Genomic DNA, 21,422 nt, shown 5'->3' with positions numbered 1-21,422 from the left:
ACGTCACATCCCCGCGCCGGACGGCGCGTTGGGGCGACGGGCCGGCGTGGCGAGGAAGGGCTGCACGGCACGGATCAGCATGCCCATCTCGTAGCCGAGCGTCTCGGTGTGCGTGGTCGCGTCCGCGGTGACCGCCAGCACGGCGCCGTGGCCGGCCGAGGCCACGATGAGGATGCCGTTGTGCAGTTCCACGATGACCTGCCGGACGGTGCCGCCGTTGCCCAGCACCCTGTCGTGGCCGAAGGAACGGCCCAGGGAGTTGAGCCCGGAGGCTATCGCCGCCAGCCGGTCGGCGTCGTCGGTGCTCAGATCCACATGTGCCTTGCTCAAGCCGTCGGACGACAGCAACAGGACCTGCCGGGTGCCGGGGACGGTCTTCTTGAGGTTGTCCAGCAGCCAGTCGATGTTCTGTCCGGTGGGGTGGCTATCGCTCACCATGGTGGGGTTCTTCTCCTTGCGGTCGGGGCGGGGCCCAGCGCGCGTCGTCGACGGGGATCGCGTCGGAGGTCGCGCCGGCGAGACCGAAGCCTCGGTTGATACCGGCCAGGAGGCCGGGACTGAAGGTGAGGTCCTGCTCGTGGGTCTCGGGGCGCGCGGGAGGTCCCTGGCGCAGCTCGGGTGCCAGGTGCTCCATCGCGCGGCGCTTGGGCAGGACGGGCCGGGCGGACCCGCCCGACGCCGGACCCTCGTAGCCGGGCGAGGGCCGGTACTCGGACCGTGCGCCGGAGACGGGCTGGGACCGCTCGTGCCGGGCCGCCGCGGGCCGGGGGGCGGCCGGCCGCTGCGGCGCACCGGCCGGGGGACCGGCGTGGGAGTGCGCCGGGGCGCCCCCGTGCGGCGGTACGGCGCCGGGCGGCGGCGCGGGGGACCTGGCCTCCCAGGCGGGCGCGGGCTCCTGCATCGGGTGGGACGCGGCGGGACCGGCCTGCATCGGGTGGGGCGCGGCGTGCTGTGCCTGGACCGGGTGGGGCGCGGCCGGGCGCGCCTGGACCGGTGGCTGGGCTGGCGCCTGGACGGGGGTGTGCCCCTCCTCGTCGCCCAGCAGCCCCTGCGGGAGCACCAGGACGGCCTGGACGCCGCCGTAGATGTTGCCCTGCAGTTGGACCGCGATGCCGTGCCTGCGGGCCAGCGACGAGACCACGAACAGTCCGATCCGGCCGTCGGCGAGCAGCTTGGCGACGTCGATGCGGGCCGGGTCCGCGAGCAGCGTGTTGATGCGGTCCTGGTCCTCCTGGGGGATGCCGAGGCCGCGGTCCTCGACCTCGATGGCGATGCCGGCGGTCACCCGGCGGGAGCGCAGGAGGATCTGGGTGTCCGGGTGGGAGAACATGGTGGCGTTCTCGACCAGTTCGGCCAGCAGGTGGATGACGTCGGCGACCGCGTGGCCGCGCAGGGTGCCCTCGATGGGCGGCACCAGCTTGACGCGGGAGTACTGCTCGACCTCGGCGATGGAGGACCGCAGCACCTCGGTCAGCGTCACCGGGTTGGTCCACTGGCGACGGGAGATCGCCCCGCCGAGCACCGCGAGGTTCTCGGCGTGCCTGCGTATTCGGGTCGCCAGGTGGTCGATTCCGAAGATGCGCCGGAGCAGGTCCGGGTCCTCGACCTGGTTCTCCAGGTCGTCCAGTTCCCGGATGGTGCGGTGGACCAGCGACTGCAGCCTACGGGCGAGGTTGACGAAGACCTCGACCTTGTCGCTGTTGTCGTCGGAGGCGGCCTGGAAGTGGCTCGCCGCCCAGACGAGCGCCTCCCGCGCCCGGTGCTGGGCCTCCGTGACGTCGTACTCCAGCTTCTGGTACGGGTCTTCGGCGTGCGCGGCCTGGTAGGCGAACCCGCGCGAGAGCAAGGGCTCGCCGCGCTTGAGCCGGGTCAGGTCCTCTTCGAGGGCCCAGTTGCCGGTGGTGATGGTCCGCCGCAGCGACTCGGCGCGCTTGGCGTCGGACCTGGCCCGTGACCTGGCCGCCCGCACGGCCCCGGCCAGGCAGCCGCACCCGAGGACCGCGCCGCCCGCCAGCACACCCCAGGTGGCGCCGTCGGCCGTGCCCTCCTGCAGCCGCAGGACCGTGCCGGTGACGGCGGTGGATATTCCGGCCATGACGGCGGCCGGCAGCACGGCGAGGCGGGTCAACCGTGGCTGGACCGAGGAGGAGTTCGCGGAATCCGACGCCCCGGACTTTCCGTGCCGGTGCCGGGACGGGGGAGCCGTCGCATCCGGCCGACCGCGTTCCGGGGTCGCTGCGAAGGGCGGGGGTTCAGGCATCGGAGTCCTCTCGATCAGCCAGTACGCGACAGAGTAGCGAAGAACGTCAACCAGCTGACCAGCGGTCCTGGACGCTCGGGGGAGGTCTGTCACCTGAGATGCCGTCAGTGACGGCAAGGGTCTGTGACGCCTTTCTACCGTCTATTCAGGAGGCGGTGCCGCAGCAGTTCTTCACACCCCCGCCACGATCCCCGGCAGTCTGTGAAAGCCGGCCTCCGGGTGGCGGGTCACCTGCGGGTTCCTCGTCCCACGGGTCCGCCGGGAGTGCGCGCAGCGCCTAGATGAATGAGTCCAAGGGTTGGCCTGCGAACATAGGACGAGGGCGTCCAATGTCAGTGTGTGAAGACAGACCTGGACACCCTCGCAACGGCACTCTATGCCCGAATCGACGACGAGTTGAAGGCTTCGCCGTGGCTGGCCCCGTACCGGCCCGTCGTCGGGATCGCGCCCACGCTCAGTGACGCCGAACTGGTCACCCTCGCGGTCATGTCGGCGCTGCTCGGTTACACCTCCGAGCGGCGCTGGCTGCGCCGTGTGGGGAAGGACTTCGGTCGCCTCTTCCCTTACGTGCCCCAGCAGTCCGGCTACAGCAAGCGGCTGCGCGCCGCTTCCTCGCTGCTCACCAGCATGATCCGGATCCTCGCCCGGGACACCTCGCTGTGGAGCGATGACGTGTGGCTGGTCGACTCCACCCCGGTCGGCTGCGGATGCTCCCGCGAGACGGCCAAACGCTCGGACCTGGCGGGCTGGGCCCAGTACGGCTACTGCGCGTCGCACTCACGGTACTTCTGGGGACTGCGGCTGCATCTGGTATGCACGCTTGGCGGGCTGCCGGTCCTGTTCGCCCTCACCGGTGCGAAGGCCGACGAGCGCGAGACACTGCGCGACATGCTCGACACCGCGCCCGATGTCACAGCGGCCCGCCCCGGCCAGACGATCATCGGGGACAAGAACTACTACGGCCGCGAGTTCGAGCACGACCTGGCCGAGCGTCACCTTGAGTTGCTGCGGCCGGCCCGCAAGGGAGAGGCCGAACGGGCCGGGGCACACCTGTTCAAGCCGCTGCGGCAGGTCATCGAGTCGATCAACCAGACCCTCAAGGCCCAGCTCGACCTGGAACGACACGGCGGCAAGAGCCCGGCAGGGGTGGCGGCCCGCGTCCTGTGCCGGATCCTCGCGCTCACAGCGGCGATCTGGCACAACGACAAGACCGGACAGCCGATCAAACGGTCACTCACCGCCTACGATCACTGACCGCAACGACACCCCTTGGACTCATTCATCTAGTTCACGCCATTCCGTCGCAATGCTGTCTCGTGTCAACTTCTTCTGTGGCATGCGGAATCGGGCGCGGAACGGGTTCGGCCGCACAAGGCGCGCACCGCGTACCCGAGGAACATTCACACCAGGTGGCCCGGAATGCCAGGGATATCGGGGGTCCGGACATGCTTTGACCAAGCTTTAGACTTCAATCGATCGGCGGCCCGGTCCGGTGTGACACCCTGGCCCGGAGAGGGTCCGCCGCACGTTCCTCGCCGAACTCTACCGATTGGCGCCGCAGTTGGGCCGACGTGCGCTCTGACGCATTTCCCGCGGGCTCACGTCGTAGCGTCGGCGGAAGGCCGTGCTGAGGGCGCTCGCGGACGAGAACCCGGCGGCGTAGGCGAGATCCGTGATCGTCATGTGCTCGCACTCCGCACACAGCAACCGGTCCCGGACCAGGCGCAGTCGCTCCTCGCGGATCAGTTCCCGGGGTGTGGTCCCGGCCTGCTGCAGGGCCAGCTGGATCTGGCGCAGCGACCAGCCGAGTGCGCGCGCCACCGCCGTACCCGTGAGGTTCGGGTCGGCCACGTGGTCGCGCACATAGCGGCGGACCAGGGCCTCCACCTCGCCCAGCTGTCCGGGGGCGTCGGGGCGGTCGTCGCCGGCGGTGAGCATGCACACCAGCTCCACCACCCGGTCCGAGACGGCGTTGAACTCCGCGTCGGACAGGTGCTCCCGCTCCTCGTGCAGCCCGGTCAGCATCGAGCCGACGATCCGGCCGAGGCCGGTGGTGAGGTCCAGGCCGCTGGCCACCGGAGACCGGGTGCCCAGCCGCCCGTCCACCTCGCGGGCCGGGATCGTGAGGACGAACGCGTCGATGGCGTCGCTCTGGAGGCACTGGAAGGGCGCCGCGAAGGTGACCAGCGCCGCCGTCCCGGGGGTCAGCCGGGCCTCGCCGCCGTCCTGCCGCAGGACGATCTCGCCGCTCATGGGGAGCAGCAGCCGGTAGTCCTCGTCCGGGTCCCGGTGGACCTGACGCATCGTGCGGGTGTACTCGATCTCGTCGGAGCGGTACTTCACCAGCTGGTACGTGTCGGTGCGCTGGCGGACGGTCTCGCCGCGGAAGTCGTCGGACCGGGCGTACCCGAAGCCCATCCGGGACTGGTACGAGCCGATCCGCTCGGTCCAGAAGTCGGCACGCTCACGCGGGTTCACCTCCTCGGTGGTCAGCGCCTCGACGCTGTAACTTCCCGCGGGCAACGCCGCTCCTCCCTGGTGCCGGCCCCGAACGCCTGCCTGTGGTCCTCTACGGATCCCGGCGGGAAAATCTTCAATCTCCGGATGATCAAAGGTAGTTACCGCCCGGTCGGACCCGAAAGGCACCCTAGCGCGGCGGGCGGCCGCCCTGTCGCGGGCCGACGGTGGCCGAATATGCCAACGGAAGAGTCGCCGCTTCTCTCGCGCCCCTTGCGTCACTCGTGCGCCCTGTGACAACTTCCCTGCGCGTCCCGGAAAGAACCCGCGCGGCGGCGCCGCTAGCGTCGTGCGCTCCGTCAACTCCCGTCCGCCGTCCCGCATCCGCCGGCCGGCGCCAGGGACTTGAGGACGTAAGGACGCGTACTCCATGACCGAACCGATACCGCAGCCGGTGACCTGGGCGCTGGCGGCCGCCCTCCTCGCCGCCGCTGTGCTCCTGCTGCGCCAGTGGGGGATCGCCCGGCGGCAGCGCGCGAGGAACGCCGCCCTGGCCGAGAACCTGCGGGCCCGGGAGGAGGAGCTGCGCCATCTGGTCACGGTCCGTCTGCCGGCCCTCGCCGACCCGGCCGGCCGGACCGTCCCCGCCGTCGGACCGCTCGACGCGCGGCTCGCCGACACGGAGTTCGGCAAGGGCCTCGACGAGGTGCTGACCCGCTTCACCGGGACCGTCGAGCACGCGCGCACCCGTGCGGACCGGTCGGCCAAGGCCGCCCTCAAGGCGTCCATGCGCGCGATCCAGGCCCTCGCCAACGAGCAGCAGGTCTCCATCGCCGAGATGCAGGACCGGCACGACGACCCCGACGTGCTGCGCGACCTCCTCGAAGTCGACCACACCAACGCCCAGTTCGGCCGGCGAGCCCAGGCCATCGCCGTGCTGTGCGGCTCCTGGCCGGGACGGCAGCGCGCCACCGCCCCGCTCGTGGAGGTCGTCCGGGGCGCCACCTCCCGCATCCGCGACTACCGGCGCGTGCGCGTCCACGGCCAGGCCGGCATCGCCGTGGTGAGCCGCGCCGTGGAACCCGTCGTCCTCGCCGTGGCCGAACTGCTCGACAACGCCGCCCGTCACTCGCAGCCCGGCACCACGGTCGAGGTCGACGTCCAGCACGTCCACAACGGCGCGTGCGTCGTCATCGACGACGCGGGCGTCGGCATGGACGCCCACGCCGTGGCCCGCGTCGGCCAGCTGCTCGGCGGCCAGGGCGAGGTGGACGTCACCCGCCTCGGCGACCCGCCCCAGTTCGGCTTCGCCGTCATCGGGATGCTCGCCCGGCGCTACGGCTTCACCGTCTCCGTGGACACCCGCTCCCCGTACGGCGGCGTCCGCGCCGTCGCCTTCCTGCCCACCGCGCTGCTCACCCAGCCGGAGCCCGCCGTCCCAGAGCCGGCGTCCGGCCCGGCACCCGCGCCCGGGTCCGCCGCCCGGCCCGCCCCCGCCGGGAACCGCACCCCCGCACCCGCTCCCCAGGACACCGCCGTGGGCACCACCGAGGGCGGGCTGCCCAGACGACGCCGGCGCACCCCCGGGAACCCGCCCGTCCCCGAGCCGCGGGAGGCGCCCGCCACCGAGGAGAGGCCCGGCCGCTCGCCCGAGGACAACGCCCGCATCATGGGCGCCTTCGCCCGCGGCACCCGCTTCGGCCGGGCGGCCGGACGCATCCTCGACGAGGACGAGTACGTCCCCGACACCGCCGCCGGCACCGGACGGACCACCCCCCACGACGAAGGGACCCCCCACGCATGATCGAGCCCACGGACAACGAGCTGGGCTGGATGCTCGACGACGTGCTGAAGGTGCCGGAGGCCCGCCACGCCATCCTGCTCTCCGCCGACGGCATGCTCCGCGCCCACTCCGCCGACATCGACCGCGACGACGCCGAGCGGCTCGCCGCCGGACTCTCCGGACTGCAGTCGATCAGCCGCAGCACCGCCGAGTTCTGCGGCCCCTCGCAGAGCCCGTGGCGCCAGACCCTGATCGAGTTCGGGCACGGCTACGTCTTCCTCGTCGCGGCCGGCGAGGGCGCCTACCTCGCGGTGTCCACCGGCGACGAGGTCGACATGGAGTCGGTGACGTACCGCATGCACAAGCTCGTCGACCGGCTCGGCAAGGAGCTGTCCAGCCCGGCGAGGCTGGACACGGGAAGCAGGGCATGACAGCCCGCCGCCGGCCCGCGGAACGTCTGGTGCGGTCCTACGTCGTCACCGGCGGCCGCTCCCGTCCGACCCGCAACACCCTCGACCTGGTCACCCTGCTGATCGCCACCGGCGGCCCGCCGCCGTCCGGTCTCACCCCCGAGGCGCGCCGGGTCACGGAGCTGTGCCGCCCCGGCGCCCTCTCCCTCGCCGAGGTCGCCGGCCGGCTCTCGCTGCCGGTCAGCGTGACCAAGGTGCTGGTCGCCGACCTCATGGACGGCGGCCACATCGTCACCCGCGCCCCGGTCCCGGCCGCCCGGCCGTCCGACGCCAGAATCCTCCAGGAGGTCCTCGATGGGCTCCGCGCCCGCCTCTGACGACGTCTACCTGCGGCCCACCGTACGGACGGCGGCCAAACTGCTCGTCGTCGGTCACTTCGCGGTCGGCAAGACCACGTTCGTCGGCACCCTCTCCGAGATCCGGCCGCTGCGCACCGAGGAGGTCCTCACCGAGGCCGGCGCCCTGGTCGACGACCTGGCCGGCACCCGGGACAAGACCACCACGACGGTCGCCATGGACTTCGGCCGGCTGACCCTCGACGACTCCCTGGTGCTCTACCTGTTCGGCGCGCCCGGACAGCAGCGCTTCACCCGGCTCTGGCGCGACATGACCCGCGGCGCGCTCGGCGCGCTCGTCCTCGCCGACACCCGGCGGCTGTCCCACTCCTTCGACGTGATGGGCGCCCTGGAGGACATCGGGCTGCCGTACGCGGTCGCCGTCAACGACTTCGACGGCGCTCCCGTGCACGGGCTGGACGAGGTGCGCGAGGCCCTCGACCTGCTCGACGAGACCCCGCTGGTGCGCTGCGACGCCCGCGACCCGGACTCCTCCACCCGGGCCCTGATCGCGCTCGTCGAGTACCTGCTCGGCCGCGAGACCGAGACCGAGACCGAAACCGAGTCCGAGTCCGAACCGGAGCCCGCGTGACCGCCCCGCCCCCGGCCGGACCGCCTCCCGGCTGCCCGGCCCACCAGCCCATGTACGGACCGGAGTTCGCCGCCGACCCGGCCGCGTTCTACCGACGGGCACGTGCGCACGGCCCCACCGCTCCCGTCGAGCTGGCCCCCGGGGTCCGGGCCACCCTCGTCACCTCCTACGACGCCGCGCTGTACGTGCTGCGCGGCACGGAGACCTTCGCCAAGGACGCACGCCGCTGGCGAGACCTCGGTGACGGCACGGTCCCCCCGGACAGCCCCGTCGTCCCGATGATGATGTACCGGCCCAACGCCCTGTTCTCCGACGGCGAGGAGCACCGGCGGCTGCGCGGCGCCATCACCGACAGCCTCGCCCGCGTCGAGCCCCACACCCTGCGCGGCTACGTCGAGCGCAGCGCCGACACCCTCATCGACCGGCTGGCGCCGACCGGCGGCGCGGACCTGCTCGGCGAGTACGCCCAGGTGCTGCCCCTGCTCGTCTTCAACCACCTCTTCGGCTGTCCGGCCGAGCTGGGGGTCAAGCTGGTCGAGGGCATGTCCGCCATCTTCGACGGGGTCGACGCCGAGCGCGCCGACGCGCTGCTCACCGCCACGCTCGTCGAGCTGGTCACGCTGAAGCGCGAGCGGCCCGGTCCGGACGTGACCTCGTGGCTCACCCTGCACCCGGCGAAGCTCACCGACGAGGAGATGATCCACACCCTCGTCGTCCTCATGGGCGCGGGCACCGAACCGCAGCAGAACCTCATCGCCAACGCCCTGCGCCTGCTGCTCTCCGACGACCGCTTCGCCGGTGACCTGTCCGGCGGCAGCCTCCCCGTCGAGGACGCCCTGGACGAGGTGCTGTGGACCGACCCGCCGATGGCCAACTACGCCGTGCACTACCCGAAGCGGGACGTGCTCCACGAGGGCGCGCTGCTGCGGGCCGGTGACCCGGTCGTCGTCTCGCTGGCGGCCGCCAACACCGACCCCGCCCTCGGCACGGACCAGCGCACGGGCAACCGTGCCCACCTGGCCTGGAGCGCCGGTCCGCACAACTGCCCCGCCCGGAGCGAGGCCCGGCTGATCGCCTCGGTGGCGGTCGAGAAGCTCCTCGACCGTCTGCCGGACATCGAACTCGCCGTACCGGTCGAGGCGTTGGAGTGGCGCCCCGGACCCTTCCACCGGGCCCTGGCCGCGCTGCCGGTGACGTTCCCGCCCGCACCGGCCCTCGCGGCCTCCGCCCCCGTCGCCCCCGAGCCGCCCGCCGCATCCGCCCGACCCGCGCCGGAGCCGCCCGTCACCCCCGGCCCGCGCCCGCCGGAGCCCGCCCGACCGACGAGCGGCCGCGGCCGGCTGCTGTCCTGGTGGCGGGGCGAGCGGCCGGGCCGGGCGTGACGGGCCGCCCCGGCGGTCGCGGGCGCCGTGCCTGTCAGCTCCTGCGGACCGGCAGCCGGCGGTGGCCGTTGGAGATGAAGGACTCCACGTGGCCCAACTCCGCCTCCGGAGCGGCCAGTTCGAGGTCGGGGAAGCGCGCGAAGAGGGCCGGGAGCGCGATGCGGGCCTCCATGCGGCCGAGCGGGGCGCCCAGGCAGTGGTGCACGCCGTGGCCGAAGGCGAGGTGTTCCTTGTCGGCGCGGGTGACGTCGAAGACGTCGGCGTCCTTGCCGTGGCGCCCGGGGTCGCGCCCGGCGGCCGCGTAGGCGGCCAGGATCGGGTCGCCCTTGGCGATCACCACCCCCGCCGGGCCCCCGAACTCGCCGAGGTCGAGGTCCTCCACGGCGTAGCGCAGCGGCAGGTTCGCCACCGGCGCCTCCACCCGCAGCGTCTCCTCGATCACGTCGTCCCAGGTGGCGCGGCCCTCCCGGACATGGGCCAGCTGTCCGGGGTGGGTGAGCAGGGAGTGCACGGCACGGTCGAGGAGGTTGACCGTGGTCTCGTGCCCGGCGCTGACCACCAGCACCAGGGTGTCGAGGAGTTCCTGCTCGCTGAGCCGGGTGTCGTCCTCGTCGCGGGCGGCGATCAGCCCGCTGGTGAGGTCGTCGCCCGGCGACTCCCGCTTGTCCGCGACGAGTTCGCCCAGCACGCCGTACATCCGCTCGTACGCGGCCGTCATCTCGCCCGGCTCGGCGGAGGTGTCGAACAGCTTGTCCACCAGGTCCTTGAGCACCAGCCCCTTCTCCTCGGGGAGCCCGAACAGCTCGCTGATCACCTGGATCGGCAGCGGGTAGCAGAACTCCTTCCGCAGATCGACCGTCCCGCCGTGCCCGAGGCCCTCCTCGACGCGGTCGAGCAGCTCCTCGGTGATCTCCTCGATACGCGGCCGCAGCGCGGCCGTCCGCCGCGCCGTGAGCGCCTTGGACACCAGGATCCGCAGCCGTCTGTGGTCGCCGCCGTACGCGGTGAACATGTTCTGCACGGCGACCCACGTGAACAGGGGCCACTCCGGGGTGATCTCGCCGGCGGCCAGCCTCGGCCAGTGCTGCCGAGCGTCCTTCGACACCCGGGGGTCGGTGAGCAGCCGCTTGAGCAGATCGGGGCTGCTGACCGCCCATGCCTCGACATCGTGCGGCCCCGGGAGCAGGACCCGCGTCGCCGGGCCCCGTTCGCGGATCCGGGCGGCCTCACCGTGGATGTCACGGCCGGTCGGGTCGATCACCAGGGGGCTGGGGTGGCCCATGACGGGTCCTCCTGCGGTCTTAAGGAGTCCAACAGCGCAACGTACGAGCCCGGTCACGCTACGGCTCCGCGGCACCGCCCGGCGAGATCCCGCACCCCGCACTGCGTACGGCGGCAACTTCCCTGCGCGTGCCCGCAAGTCGGGTGCGGCGCCCCGCTCCTAGGATCGGCCGCACCCCCCATGAAGAGCCGGTGAGTGCCATGACTGTCAGCAGGGTCCCGCGCTGGTTGTGTTCCTACAGCCGCGACGTACGTACCGTGCCGGCCGGCCGCTGGTGGTCCGCCGTGCGGGTGCCGGCCGCCCTCGGTGCCCTGGTGCTGGAGCTGCTCGGTGACGAGACGGGCGCCGTCATCGAGGACGGCTACGGCGGCATCCTGTACTGGCTGGTCCCGCCCGGCGCCGCCGTGGGCTGGAAGCCGCCCGGCGTGCAGGTCCTCGGCCGGGGCAGCCATGTGGCCGTCCCGCCGCCGGGCCGTACCTCGGGTCCCGGTCTCTACTGGCGCGTCCCGCTCTCCCACGACAGCTACTGGACGAACGCGGAGCGCCTGCGCGCGGCCCTGGCCGAGGCGGTGGCCACGGCCTCCCGGAACGGCAGATCCCCGCGCCCCGTCTGAGGGGACGCGGGGATCCGCGCGAACGAAACGATCACGGACGGCCGTGAACGGGTACGGACGGTCGCGCGCCGCTGCCGCAGGACGGGGAGCGGCTGCCGTACGACCACGGGCGGGCCACCACGGCCGCGCGTGCCGGCGGGGTGTCCGCACATGCCGGACGGCCGTGGACTAGCCGATGTCCAGGGCGTGCTTCTCGCCCTGCTCGGCCGCCGCCCGCCTGGCCGACCGCTTCTGCCGGGGTTCCTGGTCCGGCAGCCAGCCGAAGGCCATCGTGCTGCCCACGGCCCCCATCAGCAGACCCACCACGAAGCCGCCGATGTTGGACGTGAGCCAGGTGCCCAGGGAGAGCATGATCCCGAGAATGGAGTAGAACAGCCGCTGAGAGGGGTTGAAGAGGATCAGCAACCCGCACACGATCATCAGCGAGGGCAGCAGGTAACCCGCCAGACCCTGCATTCCGATCTTCAGGATGACCGGCAGCGGTGCCTTCATGGTCAGCAGGATCTCGGCGCCGCCCAGCGCAAGCAACACACCACCGGCGAACGGCCGGTGTCCCCTCCACTCCCGGTATCGGCTCACTTCGGGCAGCCCCCGCTCGTGAAGTTCATGTGCAGGTCGGGGAGCTTGAAGACGGCCGCGGTGGCCGCGTAGTTGTGCTGGTACAGGTTGTTGATGGTGACCGAGTCGGCCTGCTGGCCGTAGACACCGGGAGGACCCTGCTGGTCGACCTTGTCGAACGTGCTGGAGTCCCGGCCGATCTCGATGTTGTTGAACGAGGCGTCACCCGAGATGTCGTCCGAGTCGATCGCCAGGTTCTTCACGCTCACCGGCGTGCCCTTGTTGCCGGCCGTGAGGACGAGCTGGATGCCGCCCAGGTCGACGCTCTGGCACAGGTTCGTCAGCTTGCCGTTCTTCACGACCGAGGTCACGACCAGCACCTGACCGCCGGTGTCACCCTCGTTCGGGCTGTTCTCGATCATGTGGTCGAGCGCGCCGAACTGGGCGAAGCCCTGGCCTTCGAGCTTGTCGGCGGTGACCACGAACGGCATGCCGGAGATGGCGAACTGGACACCCAGAGCGCCCTGCGCGGTGAGGATCATCAGACCCGCGGCGACCGCCGTGGCCGGCACCGCCATCACGGCGGCGCGCTTCAGACGGACCCGCCCGCGTCTTCCGGACGCTTCGGGACCCTCGGGTCTTTCGTTGGTGGACGCCGTGGCGTCCGAGGACGAGGCCATGTGTGCTCCCTGGACTTCCATGTCATTGCAGGTGGGGCTTCGACGGCACGTTGTCCTGGCGCGGACACCGGTAGCGGCGCAAGGCTCGACGCACCTCCCGTAGGTGCAAGGGCTTACTTGCTACGCCGCAGTAGCCATTTGGGAAGTTACCGGTGGTTACTTTCAAGGGTCAAGGCGCTTGTGGCAAAAGGATGTTGGTTGTGCCGCCCCTGTGAAACGTGAACATCTCTCACCTTTGGTTTTACCGTCGAGGGCCCTCGAATTTCGGCCAACCTCGGAGTGATCAAGGACAGCAACTTGCCTACGACGCCTTGACGTTGACTCTTCCTCAGGTCTACAACTCATCGGGGTTTCCCCCACGGATCCGTGGCGCCGGATCCGACGCGCAGCGCATGCCACCGTCCCGAGCTCCCCGTCGCAGGCGAGGAGTGGGTGGTACCACCTGATCGCGCTGCGCGGCCCGACGCAGCACCACCCATCGCCGCGGTGCCGGGCACGGTCGCCTTCCCCTCCACTGGGCCGTGTCCGGACCCCGGCTGTCGCTGTCGATCCGTCACGTACGGAGAAGGCGTGTCACGGATCGGCAGCGACCGTACGGCGTCGTGCGGCATCGCCGCGTCACCCCCGCGCGAACGGTGTCGTCCCGCGCCCTCAGTCCAGCCCGCTTCCTGAGGGCTGTCACCCGCACCTCCGAGAGCCGTCACCCGCGGCCTCACTTCATGAGAAGAGGCTCCCCCATGCGTACGCGATCCCTCCTTGCCCTCGCCGCCGGCACCGCCGCCCTGATGGTGTCGGCCGTCAGCCCCGCCTCCGCCGCCGACACCGTGCTCACCACCGGCGGCCTCGCCGGTGACGCCGTCGCGGTCGGCGACGTGCTCAACGCCTCGCTCGCGACCGGCACGACCGGCAAGTTCTACTCCAGCGCGACGGGCACGAGCGGCGTCAACTGCGCCACGTCGACCTTCACCGCCACGGTCACCGACAACCCGGCCGCGCCGGGCACCGCCACCGAGCGGGTCGACGCCCACACCTTCGGCAACTGCACCAGCAACGTCTTCGGTGTCACCGGCGTCAACAGCGTCACCGTCAACAACCTGCCGTACACCACGGCCGTGACCTCGGACGGCGTCGTGACGGTCACCCCGTCGGCCGGTTCGGTCCTGCAGACCACCGTCGTGCTGCGCACCCTGCTGGGCACCATCAACTGCGTCTACCAGGCCGCCAGCATCTCCGGCACCTCCAGCAACGCCGACAACAGCATCAACTTCACCGCCCAGCCGTTCACCAAGACGTCCGGCTCGTCCCTGTGCTTCGCCACCGGCTACTTCACGGCGAAGTACTCGCCCGTCACCGACGCCAACCAGGGCAACGCGACGGTCTTCACCAACTGACCCGACCCGTCAGAACGTCGGTTACCGGTCCGGCGGCCGGTAACCGACTCGGCCGAGCCGGACGCGCCGGCCGCCCGACCGGCGGCCGGCCCGTCCGGCCGGTCAGTCGTCGACACGAGAGCGGTGCCTGCGTCCGCGGAGGAACAGGACGGCGCCCACGGCCACCACCAGGGCCGTGGCGCCGCCCGCCACCAGCGGTACGGAGGTGCCGCTCTCGTCCGTCGTGGAGGCGACGGGAGTGCCGGCGTCGGCCGCCGGTGCTCCGGCGCCGCTGTCCGGGGGCGGGGCCTGCGTGCTGCCGCTCGGCGCCGCCGAGGCGGGCTCGGGCGTCTTCTCCGAGGCCGGCTCTCCGGCCCCCGCCCCCTCGCGTTCGGCGGGCGTCTCCCCGGAACTCGCCCCGCCCGTACCGGAGTCGGCCCGCTTCGTCTTCGGGAACACCACGTCCGAGCACGAGTAGTAGGTGTCGACCGTGCTCGTGTTCTGCCAGATCGTGTACAGCACATGGCGCCCGGACCGGTCCGCCGGCAGCTTCGCCGAGAACCGGTACGAGCCGTCCCGCAGCGGCGGGTCCGTGACCGAGGCGAACGGCTGCTCGGGCAGATCGGACCAGGCCAGCGGTTTCGTGGGGTCGTAGCCCGGCTTCGTCAGGAACAGCTTGAAGGTCCCGGTGTGCGGAATCGTCGACCGGTAGGTCAGGTTCAGCGTGCCGCCGGGGGAGAGGCGGGTCGAGGGCCAGTCGGCGCGGGCCAGGTCGAGCCCCTTGTAGGGCGCGAGCCCGCCGCTGCACAGCTGCCCGTCCGGGACGACCTGGCGGTCCCGCCCGTTCACCCCGGCGATCCGCAGGTTGTCCCACGCGGTGAAGGGGCCGCCGTTCGCGGCGACCGCCGCCCTGCACGCCGCCGAGCCCTGCGCTTCCCCTTCGGGCGAGCACGCCGAGACCCGGCTCACCGGATCCGTCGGTGCGCCGTGCGCCCGGGCCGGGGTGGCGGTGCCCGCGGTGAGGAGCAGGGGGGCGACGACGACGGCGGCTGCCGTCGCGACCGCGGCCCGGCGACCGCCGTCGCCACGGCCGGAGTCGCGGTGGGCGGAGTCGTGGTGGGCGCCGGGCCGGTGGGCACCGGCCGGGTGGGCGCCGGTGCGGCGGGCGGACAGGCGGTACATCCGATACGTCCGATCCATGGGGGGCGGGGAGGCTGACGGTCCACCGTGTCGTACGGGACCCGGGGGTGCCGCGTTCAACACCGCGATCCCGTTCGACCGGTCGGATCCGGCCAGACGCCGCGGGGCGGAGACGCCTCGGCAAACCCGGCGAAGTGGCACATCGGGACCCGACTGCCCTGCCGCATAGGGGAGTTCCCGAGGGGTCGAGGGTTTTCCCCATATCCCCATGACCTGCACTTTGCCTACTGTCATCGCACAGCCGAACCATAGGTAACCCCTGGTGGACGGCTCGCGCTTGGCCGGCTTTCTGCGCCATCCCTTTCCGGACCCCCCGCCGCTTCGATGAAGAAGCGTTTCACCGCCCGCTCCTCCCCTGACATGAGCAGGCCACGAAAGGCGAAGCCCTTGCGAACCTCCACCTCTCGCCCCACCGGACGGAAGCTCATATCCGTCGCCGCGGTCTCCGTCGCCCTCGTGGCCGGCATGACCTCCTCCGTCGCCGTCGCCCAGGCCCCCTCCGCCAAGGCCGACGCCGCGCCCGCCGTCGCCGGTGCCACCGAGGCCGCGCCCGGCACCACCGCCGAGCGCCTGATCGTCGGGTACAAGTCCGGCGCCACCGAGGCCACTTCGAACAAGGCGGCCGACGCCGACGCCGCGGCCAAGGGCAAGGAGACCGGCGAGAGCCTCGACTTCCAGCGCCGGCTGGGCAGCGGCGCCGCCCTCGTCGACCTGGGCGAGGACGTCACCAAGGCGGACGTCGCCGACGTCATCGCCGAGTACCGGGCCGACCCGCAGGTCGCCTATGTCGCCCCGGACCGCCTGAACAAGGCGATGGCCACCCCGAACGACACCGAGTACAGCAAGCAGTGGGACCTGTACGAGGCCACCGCGGGCATGAACGTGCCGGGCGCCTGGGACAAGGTCACCGGCACCGGAGTGACGGTCGCCGTCATCGACACCGGTTACGTGGCCCACTCGGACCTCGCCGCGAACATCGTCGGCGGCTACGACTTCATCTCCGACGCCAAGGTCGCCAACGACGGCAACGGCCGTGACAGCAACCCGGCCGACCCGGGCGACTGGACCGCAGCCAACGAGTGCGCCGCGGGCGACCCGGCCAGCACCTCCTCCTGGCACGGCACGCACGTGGCCGGCACCATCGCCGCCGTCACCAACAACAGCAAGGGTGTCGCCGGTATCGCCTACGGCGCCAAGGTCTCCCCGCTGCGGGTCCTCGGCAAGTGCGGCGGCTACGACTCCGACATCATCGACGCCATCACCTGGGCGTCCGGCGGCACCGTCTCCGGCGTGCCCGCCAACACCAACGTCGCCAAGGTCATCAACATGAGCCTCGGCGGTGGCGGTGCCTGCACCTCCGCGACCCAGACCGCGATCAACGCCGCCGTGAACCGCGGCACCACGGTCGTCGTCGCGGCGGGCAACAGCAACGCCAACGCGGCCAACTACTCGCCGGCCAGCTGCAACAACGTGATCTCGGTCGCGGCCACCAACCGCGCCGGCGCCCGCTCGTACTACTCCAACTTCGGTTCGGTCGTCGACATCGCGGCCCCCGGCGGCGAGACCCGTACCGTCCAGTCCGGCGGCATCCTGTCCACGCTCAACGCGGGCGGCTCGACCCCCGGCAGCGAGTCCTACGACTACTACCAGGGCACCAGCATGGCCGCCCCGCACATCGCGGGCCTCGCCGCACTGGTGAAGTCGGCGAACTCCGCGCTGACCCCGGCGCAGATCGAGTCCGCGATCAAGACCAACTCGCGTGCTCTGCCGGGCGCCTGCTCGGGCGGCTGCGGCGCCGGCCTCGCCGACGCGGCCAAGACGGTGCAGGCGGTGACCGGTGGAGGCTCCACGGGGGGCACCACCTTCACCAGCACCACGCCCCTGTCCATCCCGGACAACGGTGCCGCGGTCGAGTCCTCGATCTCCGTCACCGGCCGCACCGGCAACGCGCCCTCGGCGCTCCAGGTCGGCGTGGACATCACCCACACCTACCGCGGTGACCTGGTGCTGGACCTGGTGGCGCCCGACGGCTCGACCTACCGTCTCAAGGCCTCCAGCTCGGACAGCGCCGACGACCTGGTCACCACCTACTCGGTGAACGCCTCCAGCGAGGTCGCCAACGGCACCTGGAAGCTGCGCGTCCAGGACGTCGCGGCCTCCGACACCGGGCGCCTCAACAACTGGAAGCTGACCTTCTGATCCTCGGCCCCCGGGCCGAACCCCCCGGCCGGACGGCCGGACCGCAGGACCGCCACCCCCCACCGCCGGCGGCCGACCGATGCGAGCGGGCATCGGCCGGCCGCCGGCCCCTTTCCGCCGGGCGTTAGCGTATGCGTATGCCGACAGAGAACTCCGAGGCGCCCGCCCCCGTGCCGGCCCCGGTGACCTGCCCCCGCTGCGGGGCCTCGGGGCCCGCGGTGCGCACGGTCCCCGACGCCTGCGCCGACCCCGACTCCCGTCGCTCCGGCCTCTCCGACCGGCTCTCGAAGGCCCCGGGCGCGCATTCGAGATTCGACAGCTTCACGCATTTCCTGGAGGGCATGGTCCTCGCAGGCATCGGCGCGGGCCTCGCCCACAGCGGCGTGCAGAGCGACAAACCCCTCTACACGGTGGGCGGTTCGATCCTCGCCGTCCTCCTCTTCGCCGGCACCCTCTGGGTGATCCGCGGCGAGGCCCGCGAACGCGCCGCCGTCACGGCGGGCGGACCCCGCGCGGACGCCCTGTGGCGGCCCGCCCACCACTGCGCCTCCTGCGACGGCGTCTTCTACCCCACCGGCAGCCCGTGGCCGGTTCCGCTGACGACGGACCAGTTCCGCAAGTACGTCTGGACCGAGGCCGGCTTCGAGCGGTACATGGAAGGGCGGCTGGCCACGGTGGAACTCCCGCCCCGGACACCGGCCGGCCCCGCCGACCCGAGGAGCACGTACGGCCATGCCTGACGCTCCCGTCGTCCACAGCGACGATCCGGCCTCCTTCCCGCACAGCGTCCTCGCCGAACGGCACCCCGCCCTGCTGCGCAAGGTCCAGGACGCCACGCCCTACGGCCCCGAACAGCGCCGCGCCCTGGACGCGTTGCTGCACAACACCCTGCACGGCTCGGTCGAACCACCGCCGGACGACGACTGGTGGGACACCTGGGACGTGCGCCGCCACGCGGGCCGCTCCTGGTTCGCCCTGCCCTTCCTGGTCGCCGAGAGCTGTTTCTACCGCCAACTCCTGCGTGCTGTCGGCTACTTCGGTCCCGGCCCCTGGCAGGGCGTCGACCCGTTCCGCCCCTTCAAGCTCGCCGAACTGGACACCCCCGAGGCGGCCGCCGAACTCGCCGCCCTCGGCCCGCTGTCGCAGCGGCCCCTCCCGGACCGGCTCCTCGCCCTCCTGCACGGCTCCCTCTGGGGCAACCGGGCGGACCTGGGCTTCCGCCTCCAGGCAGAGAAGGCCGACGAGAGCACCGCCTCGTCCCCTCTGGTGGCGGACGACACCGACGCGCTGCTCTCCCTGCTGACGGGCGGCGAGCACGGCACCGCCGGACGCACCCTGTGCCTGGTCGCCGACAACGCGGGCCGGGAACTGATCCCCGACCTCCTCCTCGTCGACCACCTTCTCACCCACGGCCACTTCGCCCGCGCCGTCGTGCACCTGAAGCCGTACCCGTACTTCGTCTCGGACGCCACCACCGCCGACACCCTCGACGCCGTACGCCACCTGGTCGCGGCGAAGACCGACGCGGGCCACCGGCTGCACGCCGCCCTCGCCGAGGGCCGCCTGACCCTGCGCGCCCACCCCTTCTCCTGCGCCCCGCTGCCCTACGCGGACATGCCCGCCGACCTGCGCGCGGAGTTCGCCTCCGCCGACCTGACCCTGATGAAGGGCGACCTCAACTACCGCCGCCTGGTGGGCGACCGCCTCTGGCCCCCCACCACCCCCTTCGCGGAGGTCACCTCCGCCTTCCCCGGCCCCGTGGCCGCCCTGCGCACCCTGAAGTCGGACGTCGTCACGGGCCTGACCCCCGAGACGGAGACCGCCCTCGTGACCGCCGAGGGGCAGCGCTGGCGGACGAGCGGGACGAGAGCGCTGATCCAGGTCAGGGCCTGACGGACCCGGGCGTCTGCCGAGGGACGTGCCCGGTCCACCGCGCGCTCGGACTCACGTTCACGTTCACGCGATGGTGTGATCATGTACCCCCGTCCGGATGCCCGCCGGTGGCCACGGGTAGGGCCCGGCCATGACGCAGCCGTTCGCACTCCCGCACTTCTACCTGCCGTATCCCGCGCGGCTGAACCCCCACCTCGAAGAGGCCCGTGCCCATTCCTCCGTGTGGGCGCGGGAGATGGGCATGCTGGAGGGCTCCGGCGTATGGAACCAGGCGGACCTGGACGCGCACGACTACGGACTGCTGTGCGCGTACACCCATCCCGACTGCGACGGGCCGGCGCTCTCGCTCATCACCGACTGGTACGTGTGGGTGTTCTTCTTCGACGACCACTTCCTGGAGCTCTACAAGCGCTCCCAGGACCGCCCCGGCGGCAAGGCCCACCTCGACCGGCTCCCGCTGTTCATGCCGCTGGACCTCTCCACCCCCGTACCCGAGCCGCGGAACCCGGTGGAGGCGGGCCTCGCCGACCTCTGGGCCCGTACGGTGCCGTCGATGTCGATGGACTGGCGCCGCCGTTTCGCCGTGGCGACCGAGCACCTGCTCAACGAGTCGATGTGGGAGCTGTCCAACATCAACGAGGGCCGGATCGCCAACCCGGTCGAGTACATCGAGATGCGCCGCAAGGTCGGCGGCGCCCCCTGGTCGGCCGGCCTCGTCGAGTACGCGACCGCCGAGGTGCCGGAGTCCGTCGCGGACACGCGGCCGCTGAGGGTCCTGATGGAGACGTTCTCCGACGCCGTCCACCTGCGCAACGACCTGTTCTCCTACCAGCGCGAGGTCGAGGAGGAGGGCGAGAACAGCAACGGCGTGCTCGTCCTGGAGACCTTCTTCGGCTGCGGCACCCAGCAGGCCGCCGAGACCGTCAACGACATCCTCACCTCCCGGCTGCACCAGTTCGAGGACACCGCGCTCACCGAGGTCCCCGCGATCGCCGTGGAGAAGGGCCTCACACCGGGCGAGGTCGCCGCCGTCGCCGCCTACACCAAGGGTCTGCAGGACTGGCAGTCCGGCGGCCACGAGTGGCACATGCGCTCCAGCCGCTACATGAACGAGGGCGCCACGTCCGCGCGCGGCCCCCTCGACCTCGGCGGCGCGGTCCTCTCCGGCCCCGCCCTGGTCACCCGGGCCGGGCACGGCACGTCCGCCGCGGACGTGGGCGCGCTGCTCGCGACCGCCGCCGCGCAGCGGCTGCGGGCCCACACGCATCAGCCCTACCAGAAGGTCGGCCCCTCGCTCCTGCCCGACTTCCACATGCCGTTCCGGGTCGCGCTCTGTCCCCACCTGGACGGCGCCCGCCCCCGCCTCACCGCCTGGGCGCACGCGATGGGCATCCTGTCGGAGGGCGTCTGGGACGAGGAACGGCTCGCCGCCGCCGACCTGCCGCTCTGCTCGGCCGGCCTCGACCCGGACGCCACCCCCGAGCAGCTCGACCTCAGCTCCGCGTGGCTGGCCTGGGGCACCTACGGCGACGACTACTACCCCCTGGTCTTCGGTCACCGCCGCGACCTCGCCGCCGCACGCCTGACCACGGCCCGGCTCTCCGACTGCATGCCCCTCGACGGCGAGCGGGCCCCGCTCCCGTCGAACGCCATGGAACGGGCCCTCGTCGACCTCTGGACGCGGACGACGGCGGCGATGACCCCCGACGAGCGCCGCGGTCTGAAGGAGTCCGTCGACAAGATGACCGAGAGCTGGGTGTGGGAGGTGTTCAACCAGATCCACCACCGCGTCCCCGACCCGGTGGACTACCTGGAGATGCGCCGCGCCACCTTCGGCTCCGACCTCACTCTCAGCATGTGCCGGATGGGCCACGGCCCGCAGATTCCGCCGGAGGTCTACCGCAGCGGCCCCGTCCGCTCGCTGGAGAACGCGGCCATCGACTACGGGTGCCTCATCAACGACGTGTTCTCGTACCAGAAGGAGATCGAGTACGAGGGCGAGGTGCACAACGCGATCCTCGTGGTGCAGAACTTCTTCGGCTGCGACTACCCGGCCGCGCTCGGTGTGGTCCACGATCTGATGACCCAGCGGATGCGGCAGTTCGAACATGTCGTCGCCCATGAACTCCCTGTCGTCTACGACGACTTCCGGCTCTCCCGGGAGGCGCGGGACATCATGGGCGGCTATGTGACCGACCTGCAGAACTGGATGGCCGGCATCCTCAACTGGCACCGGAACGTGGACCGCTACAAGCCGGAGTTCCTGGCCCGCCGCGCCCACAACTTCGTCCCGGACCGGCCGCCGACGCTGTCCCTCACACCCCTGCGCACGGGCTGAATCCCGCCG

The 21,422-nt window shown here is 71.9% G+C and carries 19 protein-coding genes; 12 read left to right on the top strand and 7 right to left on the bottom strand.

What is annotated here, in order from left to right; all coding sequences use genetic code 11:
• Positions 1–3: 3 nt before the first annotated feature.
• The gene (locus SCAB_RS09600) at positions 4–438 is read right to left on the bottom strand and encodes a roadblock/LC7 domain-containing protein (RefSeq protein WP_012999870.1); all 435 of its coding nucleotides are present in this window, start codon (positions 436–438) and stop codon (positions 4–6) included.
• Complete coding sequence (locus SCAB_RS48995) at positions 425–2,260, bottom strand: sensor histidine kinase (RefSeq protein ID WP_012999869.1); 1,836 nt, start codon at positions 2,258–2,260, stop codon at positions 425–427. Before SCAB_RS48995 ends, SCAB_RS09600 begins: the two co-directional genes overlap by 14 nt.
• A gap of 339 nt (positions 2,261–2,599) precedes the next feature.
• Here SCAB_RS48995 and SCAB_RS09590 point away from each other — a divergent pair, with 339 nt between their 5' ends.
• Positions 2,600–3,514, top strand: coding sequence for an IS982 family transposase (locus SCAB_RS09590; protein ID WP_012998283.1), 915 nt, complete (start codon positions 2,600–2,602; stop codon positions 3,512–3,514).
• 288 nt (positions 3,515–3,802) lie between these two features.
• Here the strand turns inward: SCAB_RS09590 and SCAB_RS09585 are convergent, their stop codons facing one another.
• A complete protein-coding gene (locus SCAB_RS09585; protein ID WP_012999867.1) occupies positions 3,803–4,783 on the bottom strand; it encodes a helix-turn-helix domain-containing protein in 981 nt (326 codons plus the stop codon).
• 364 nt (positions 4,784–5,147) lie between these two features.
• Between SCAB_RS09585 and SCAB_RS09580 the strand changes: the two genes are divergently transcribed.
• The 5 genes from SCAB_RS09580 to SCAB_RS09560 are packed head-to-tail and all read left to right on the top strand — an operon-like array spanning position 5,148 to position 9,279.
• Complete coding sequence (locus SCAB_RS09580; RefSeq protein ID WP_012999866.1) at positions 5,148–6,521, top strand: ATP-binding protein; 1,374 nt, start codon at positions 5,148–5,150, stop codon at positions 6,519–6,521.
• Entirely contained in the window at positions 6,518–6,931 is a 414-nt protein-coding gene (locus SCAB_RS09575) for a roadblock/LC7 domain-containing protein (RefSeq protein WP_012999865.1), read from the top strand. Before SCAB_RS09580 ends, SCAB_RS09575 begins: the two co-directional genes overlap by 4 nt.
• Positions 6,928–7,287: a DUF742 domain-containing protein gene (locus SCAB_RS09570; protein ID WP_012999864.1), complete on the top strand. Its 360-nt coding sequence runs from the start codon at positions 6,928–6,930 to the stop codon at positions 7,285–7,287. The genes SCAB_RS09575 and SCAB_RS09570 overlap by 4 nt, the downstream gene beginning before the upstream one ends.
• Positions 7,265–7,897 carry a GTP-binding protein gene (locus tag SCAB_RS09565; RefSeq protein ID WP_012999863.1) on the top strand — a complete coding sequence of 211 codons (633 nt, stop codon included), beginning with the start codon at positions 7,265–7,267 and terminating at the stop codon, positions 7,895–7,897. Before SCAB_RS09570 ends, SCAB_RS09565 begins: the two co-directional genes overlap by 23 nt.
• A gap of 50 nt (positions 7,898–7,947) precedes the next feature.
• Complete coding sequence (locus SCAB_RS09560) at positions 7,948–9,279, top strand: cytochrome P450 (protein ID WP_041668997.1); 1,332 nt, start codon at positions 7,948–7,950, stop codon at positions 9,277–9,279.
• Between the two features lie 34 nt (positions 9,280–9,313).
• On the opposite strand, the gene SCAB_RS09555 is transcribed toward SCAB_RS09560, so the two are convergent.
• Positions 9,314–10,561, bottom strand: a complete 1,248-nt coding sequence (locus tag SCAB_RS09555) for a cytochrome P450 family protein (RefSeq protein ID WP_041668994.1) — start codon at positions 10,559–10,561, stop codon at positions 9,314–9,316.
• A 200-nt stretch (positions 10,562–10,761) separates the two neighbouring features.
• On the opposite strand from SCAB_RS09555, the gene SCAB_RS09550 reads away from it, so the two are divergent.
• On the top strand, positions 10,762–11,175 hold the full coding sequence (locus SCAB_RS09550) for a hypothetical protein (protein WP_037724486.1): 414 nt from the start codon (positions 10,762–10,764) through the stop codon (positions 11,173–11,175).
• A gap of 168 nt (positions 11,176–11,343) precedes the next feature.
• Here the strand turns inward: SCAB_RS09550 and SCAB_RS09545 are convergent, their stop codons facing one another.
• Positions 11,344–11,754, bottom strand: coding sequence for a DUF6114 domain-containing protein (locus SCAB_RS09545; protein ID WP_173402850.1), 411 nt, complete (start codon positions 11,752–11,754; stop codon positions 11,344–11,346).
• Positions 11,751–12,413 (bottom strand): DUF6230 family protein, encoded by a 663-nt coding sequence (locus SCAB_RS09540; RefSeq protein ID WP_012999858.1) that lies wholly within the window; start codon positions 12,411–12,413, stop codon positions 11,751–11,753. Before SCAB_RS09540 ends, SCAB_RS09545 begins: the two co-directional genes overlap by 4 nt.
• Positions 12,414–13,150: 737 nt before the next feature.
• On the opposite strand from SCAB_RS09540, the gene SCAB_RS09535 reads away from it, so the two are divergent.
• The gene (locus tag SCAB_RS09535) at positions 13,151–13,804 is read left to right on the top strand and encodes a hypothetical protein (RefSeq protein ID WP_012999857.1); all 654 of its coding nucleotides are present in this window, start codon (positions 13,151–13,153) and stop codon (positions 13,802–13,804) included.
• 102 nt (positions 13,805–13,906) lie between these two features.
• On the opposite strand, the gene SCAB_RS09530 is transcribed toward SCAB_RS09535, so the two are convergent.
• Complete coding sequence (locus SCAB_RS09530; protein WP_012999856.1) at positions 13,907–14,965, bottom strand: lytic polysaccharide monooxygenase auxiliary activity family 9 protein; 1,059 nt, start codon at positions 14,963–14,965, stop codon at positions 13,907–13,909.
• 405 nt (positions 14,966–15,370) lie between these two features.
• Here SCAB_RS09530 and SCAB_RS09525 point away from each other — a divergent pair, with 405 nt between their 5' ends.
• The 4 genes from SCAB_RS09525 (at position 15,371) to cyc2 (ending at position 21,413) form a co-directional block, all read left to right on the top strand.
• On the top strand, positions 15,371–17,182 hold the full coding sequence (locus SCAB_RS09525) for a S8 family peptidase (protein WP_012999855.1): 1,812 nt from the start codon (positions 15,371–15,373) through the stop codon (positions 17,180–17,182).
• A 131-nt stretch (positions 17,183–17,313) separates the two neighbouring features.
• The gene (locus tag SCAB_RS09520; protein WP_049875677.1) at positions 17,314–17,922 is read left to right on the top strand and encodes a hypothetical protein; all 609 of its coding nucleotides are present in this window, start codon (positions 17,314–17,316) and stop codon (positions 17,920–17,922) included.
• Positions 17,915–19,075 carry a damage-control phosphatase ARMT1 family protein gene (locus SCAB_RS09515; RefSeq protein WP_012999853.1) on the top strand — a complete coding sequence of 387 codons (1,161 nt, stop codon included), beginning with the start codon at positions 17,915–17,917 and terminating at the stop codon, positions 19,073–19,075. The genes SCAB_RS09520 and SCAB_RS09515 overlap by 8 nt, the downstream gene beginning before the upstream one ends.
• Positions 19,076–19,205: 130 nt before the next feature.
• A complete protein-coding gene (gene cyc2, locus SCAB_RS09510) occupies positions 19,206–21,413 on the top strand; it encodes a germacradienol/geosmin synthase Cyc2 (protein ID WP_012999852.1) in 2,208 nt (735 codons plus the stop codon).
• The last annotated feature ends 9 nt before the right edge of the window (positions 21,414–21,422 follow it).

This window comes from Streptomyces scabiei 87.22 (assembly GCF_000091305.1).
In the GTDB taxonomy this organism is placed as follows: Bacteria; Actinomycetota; Actinomycetes; order Streptomycetales; family Streptomycetaceae; genus Streptomyces; species Streptomyces scabiei.
The sequence above is the reverse complement of the archived record's forward strand: the minus strand, read 5'-3'. Positions and strand labels throughout refer to the sequence as shown.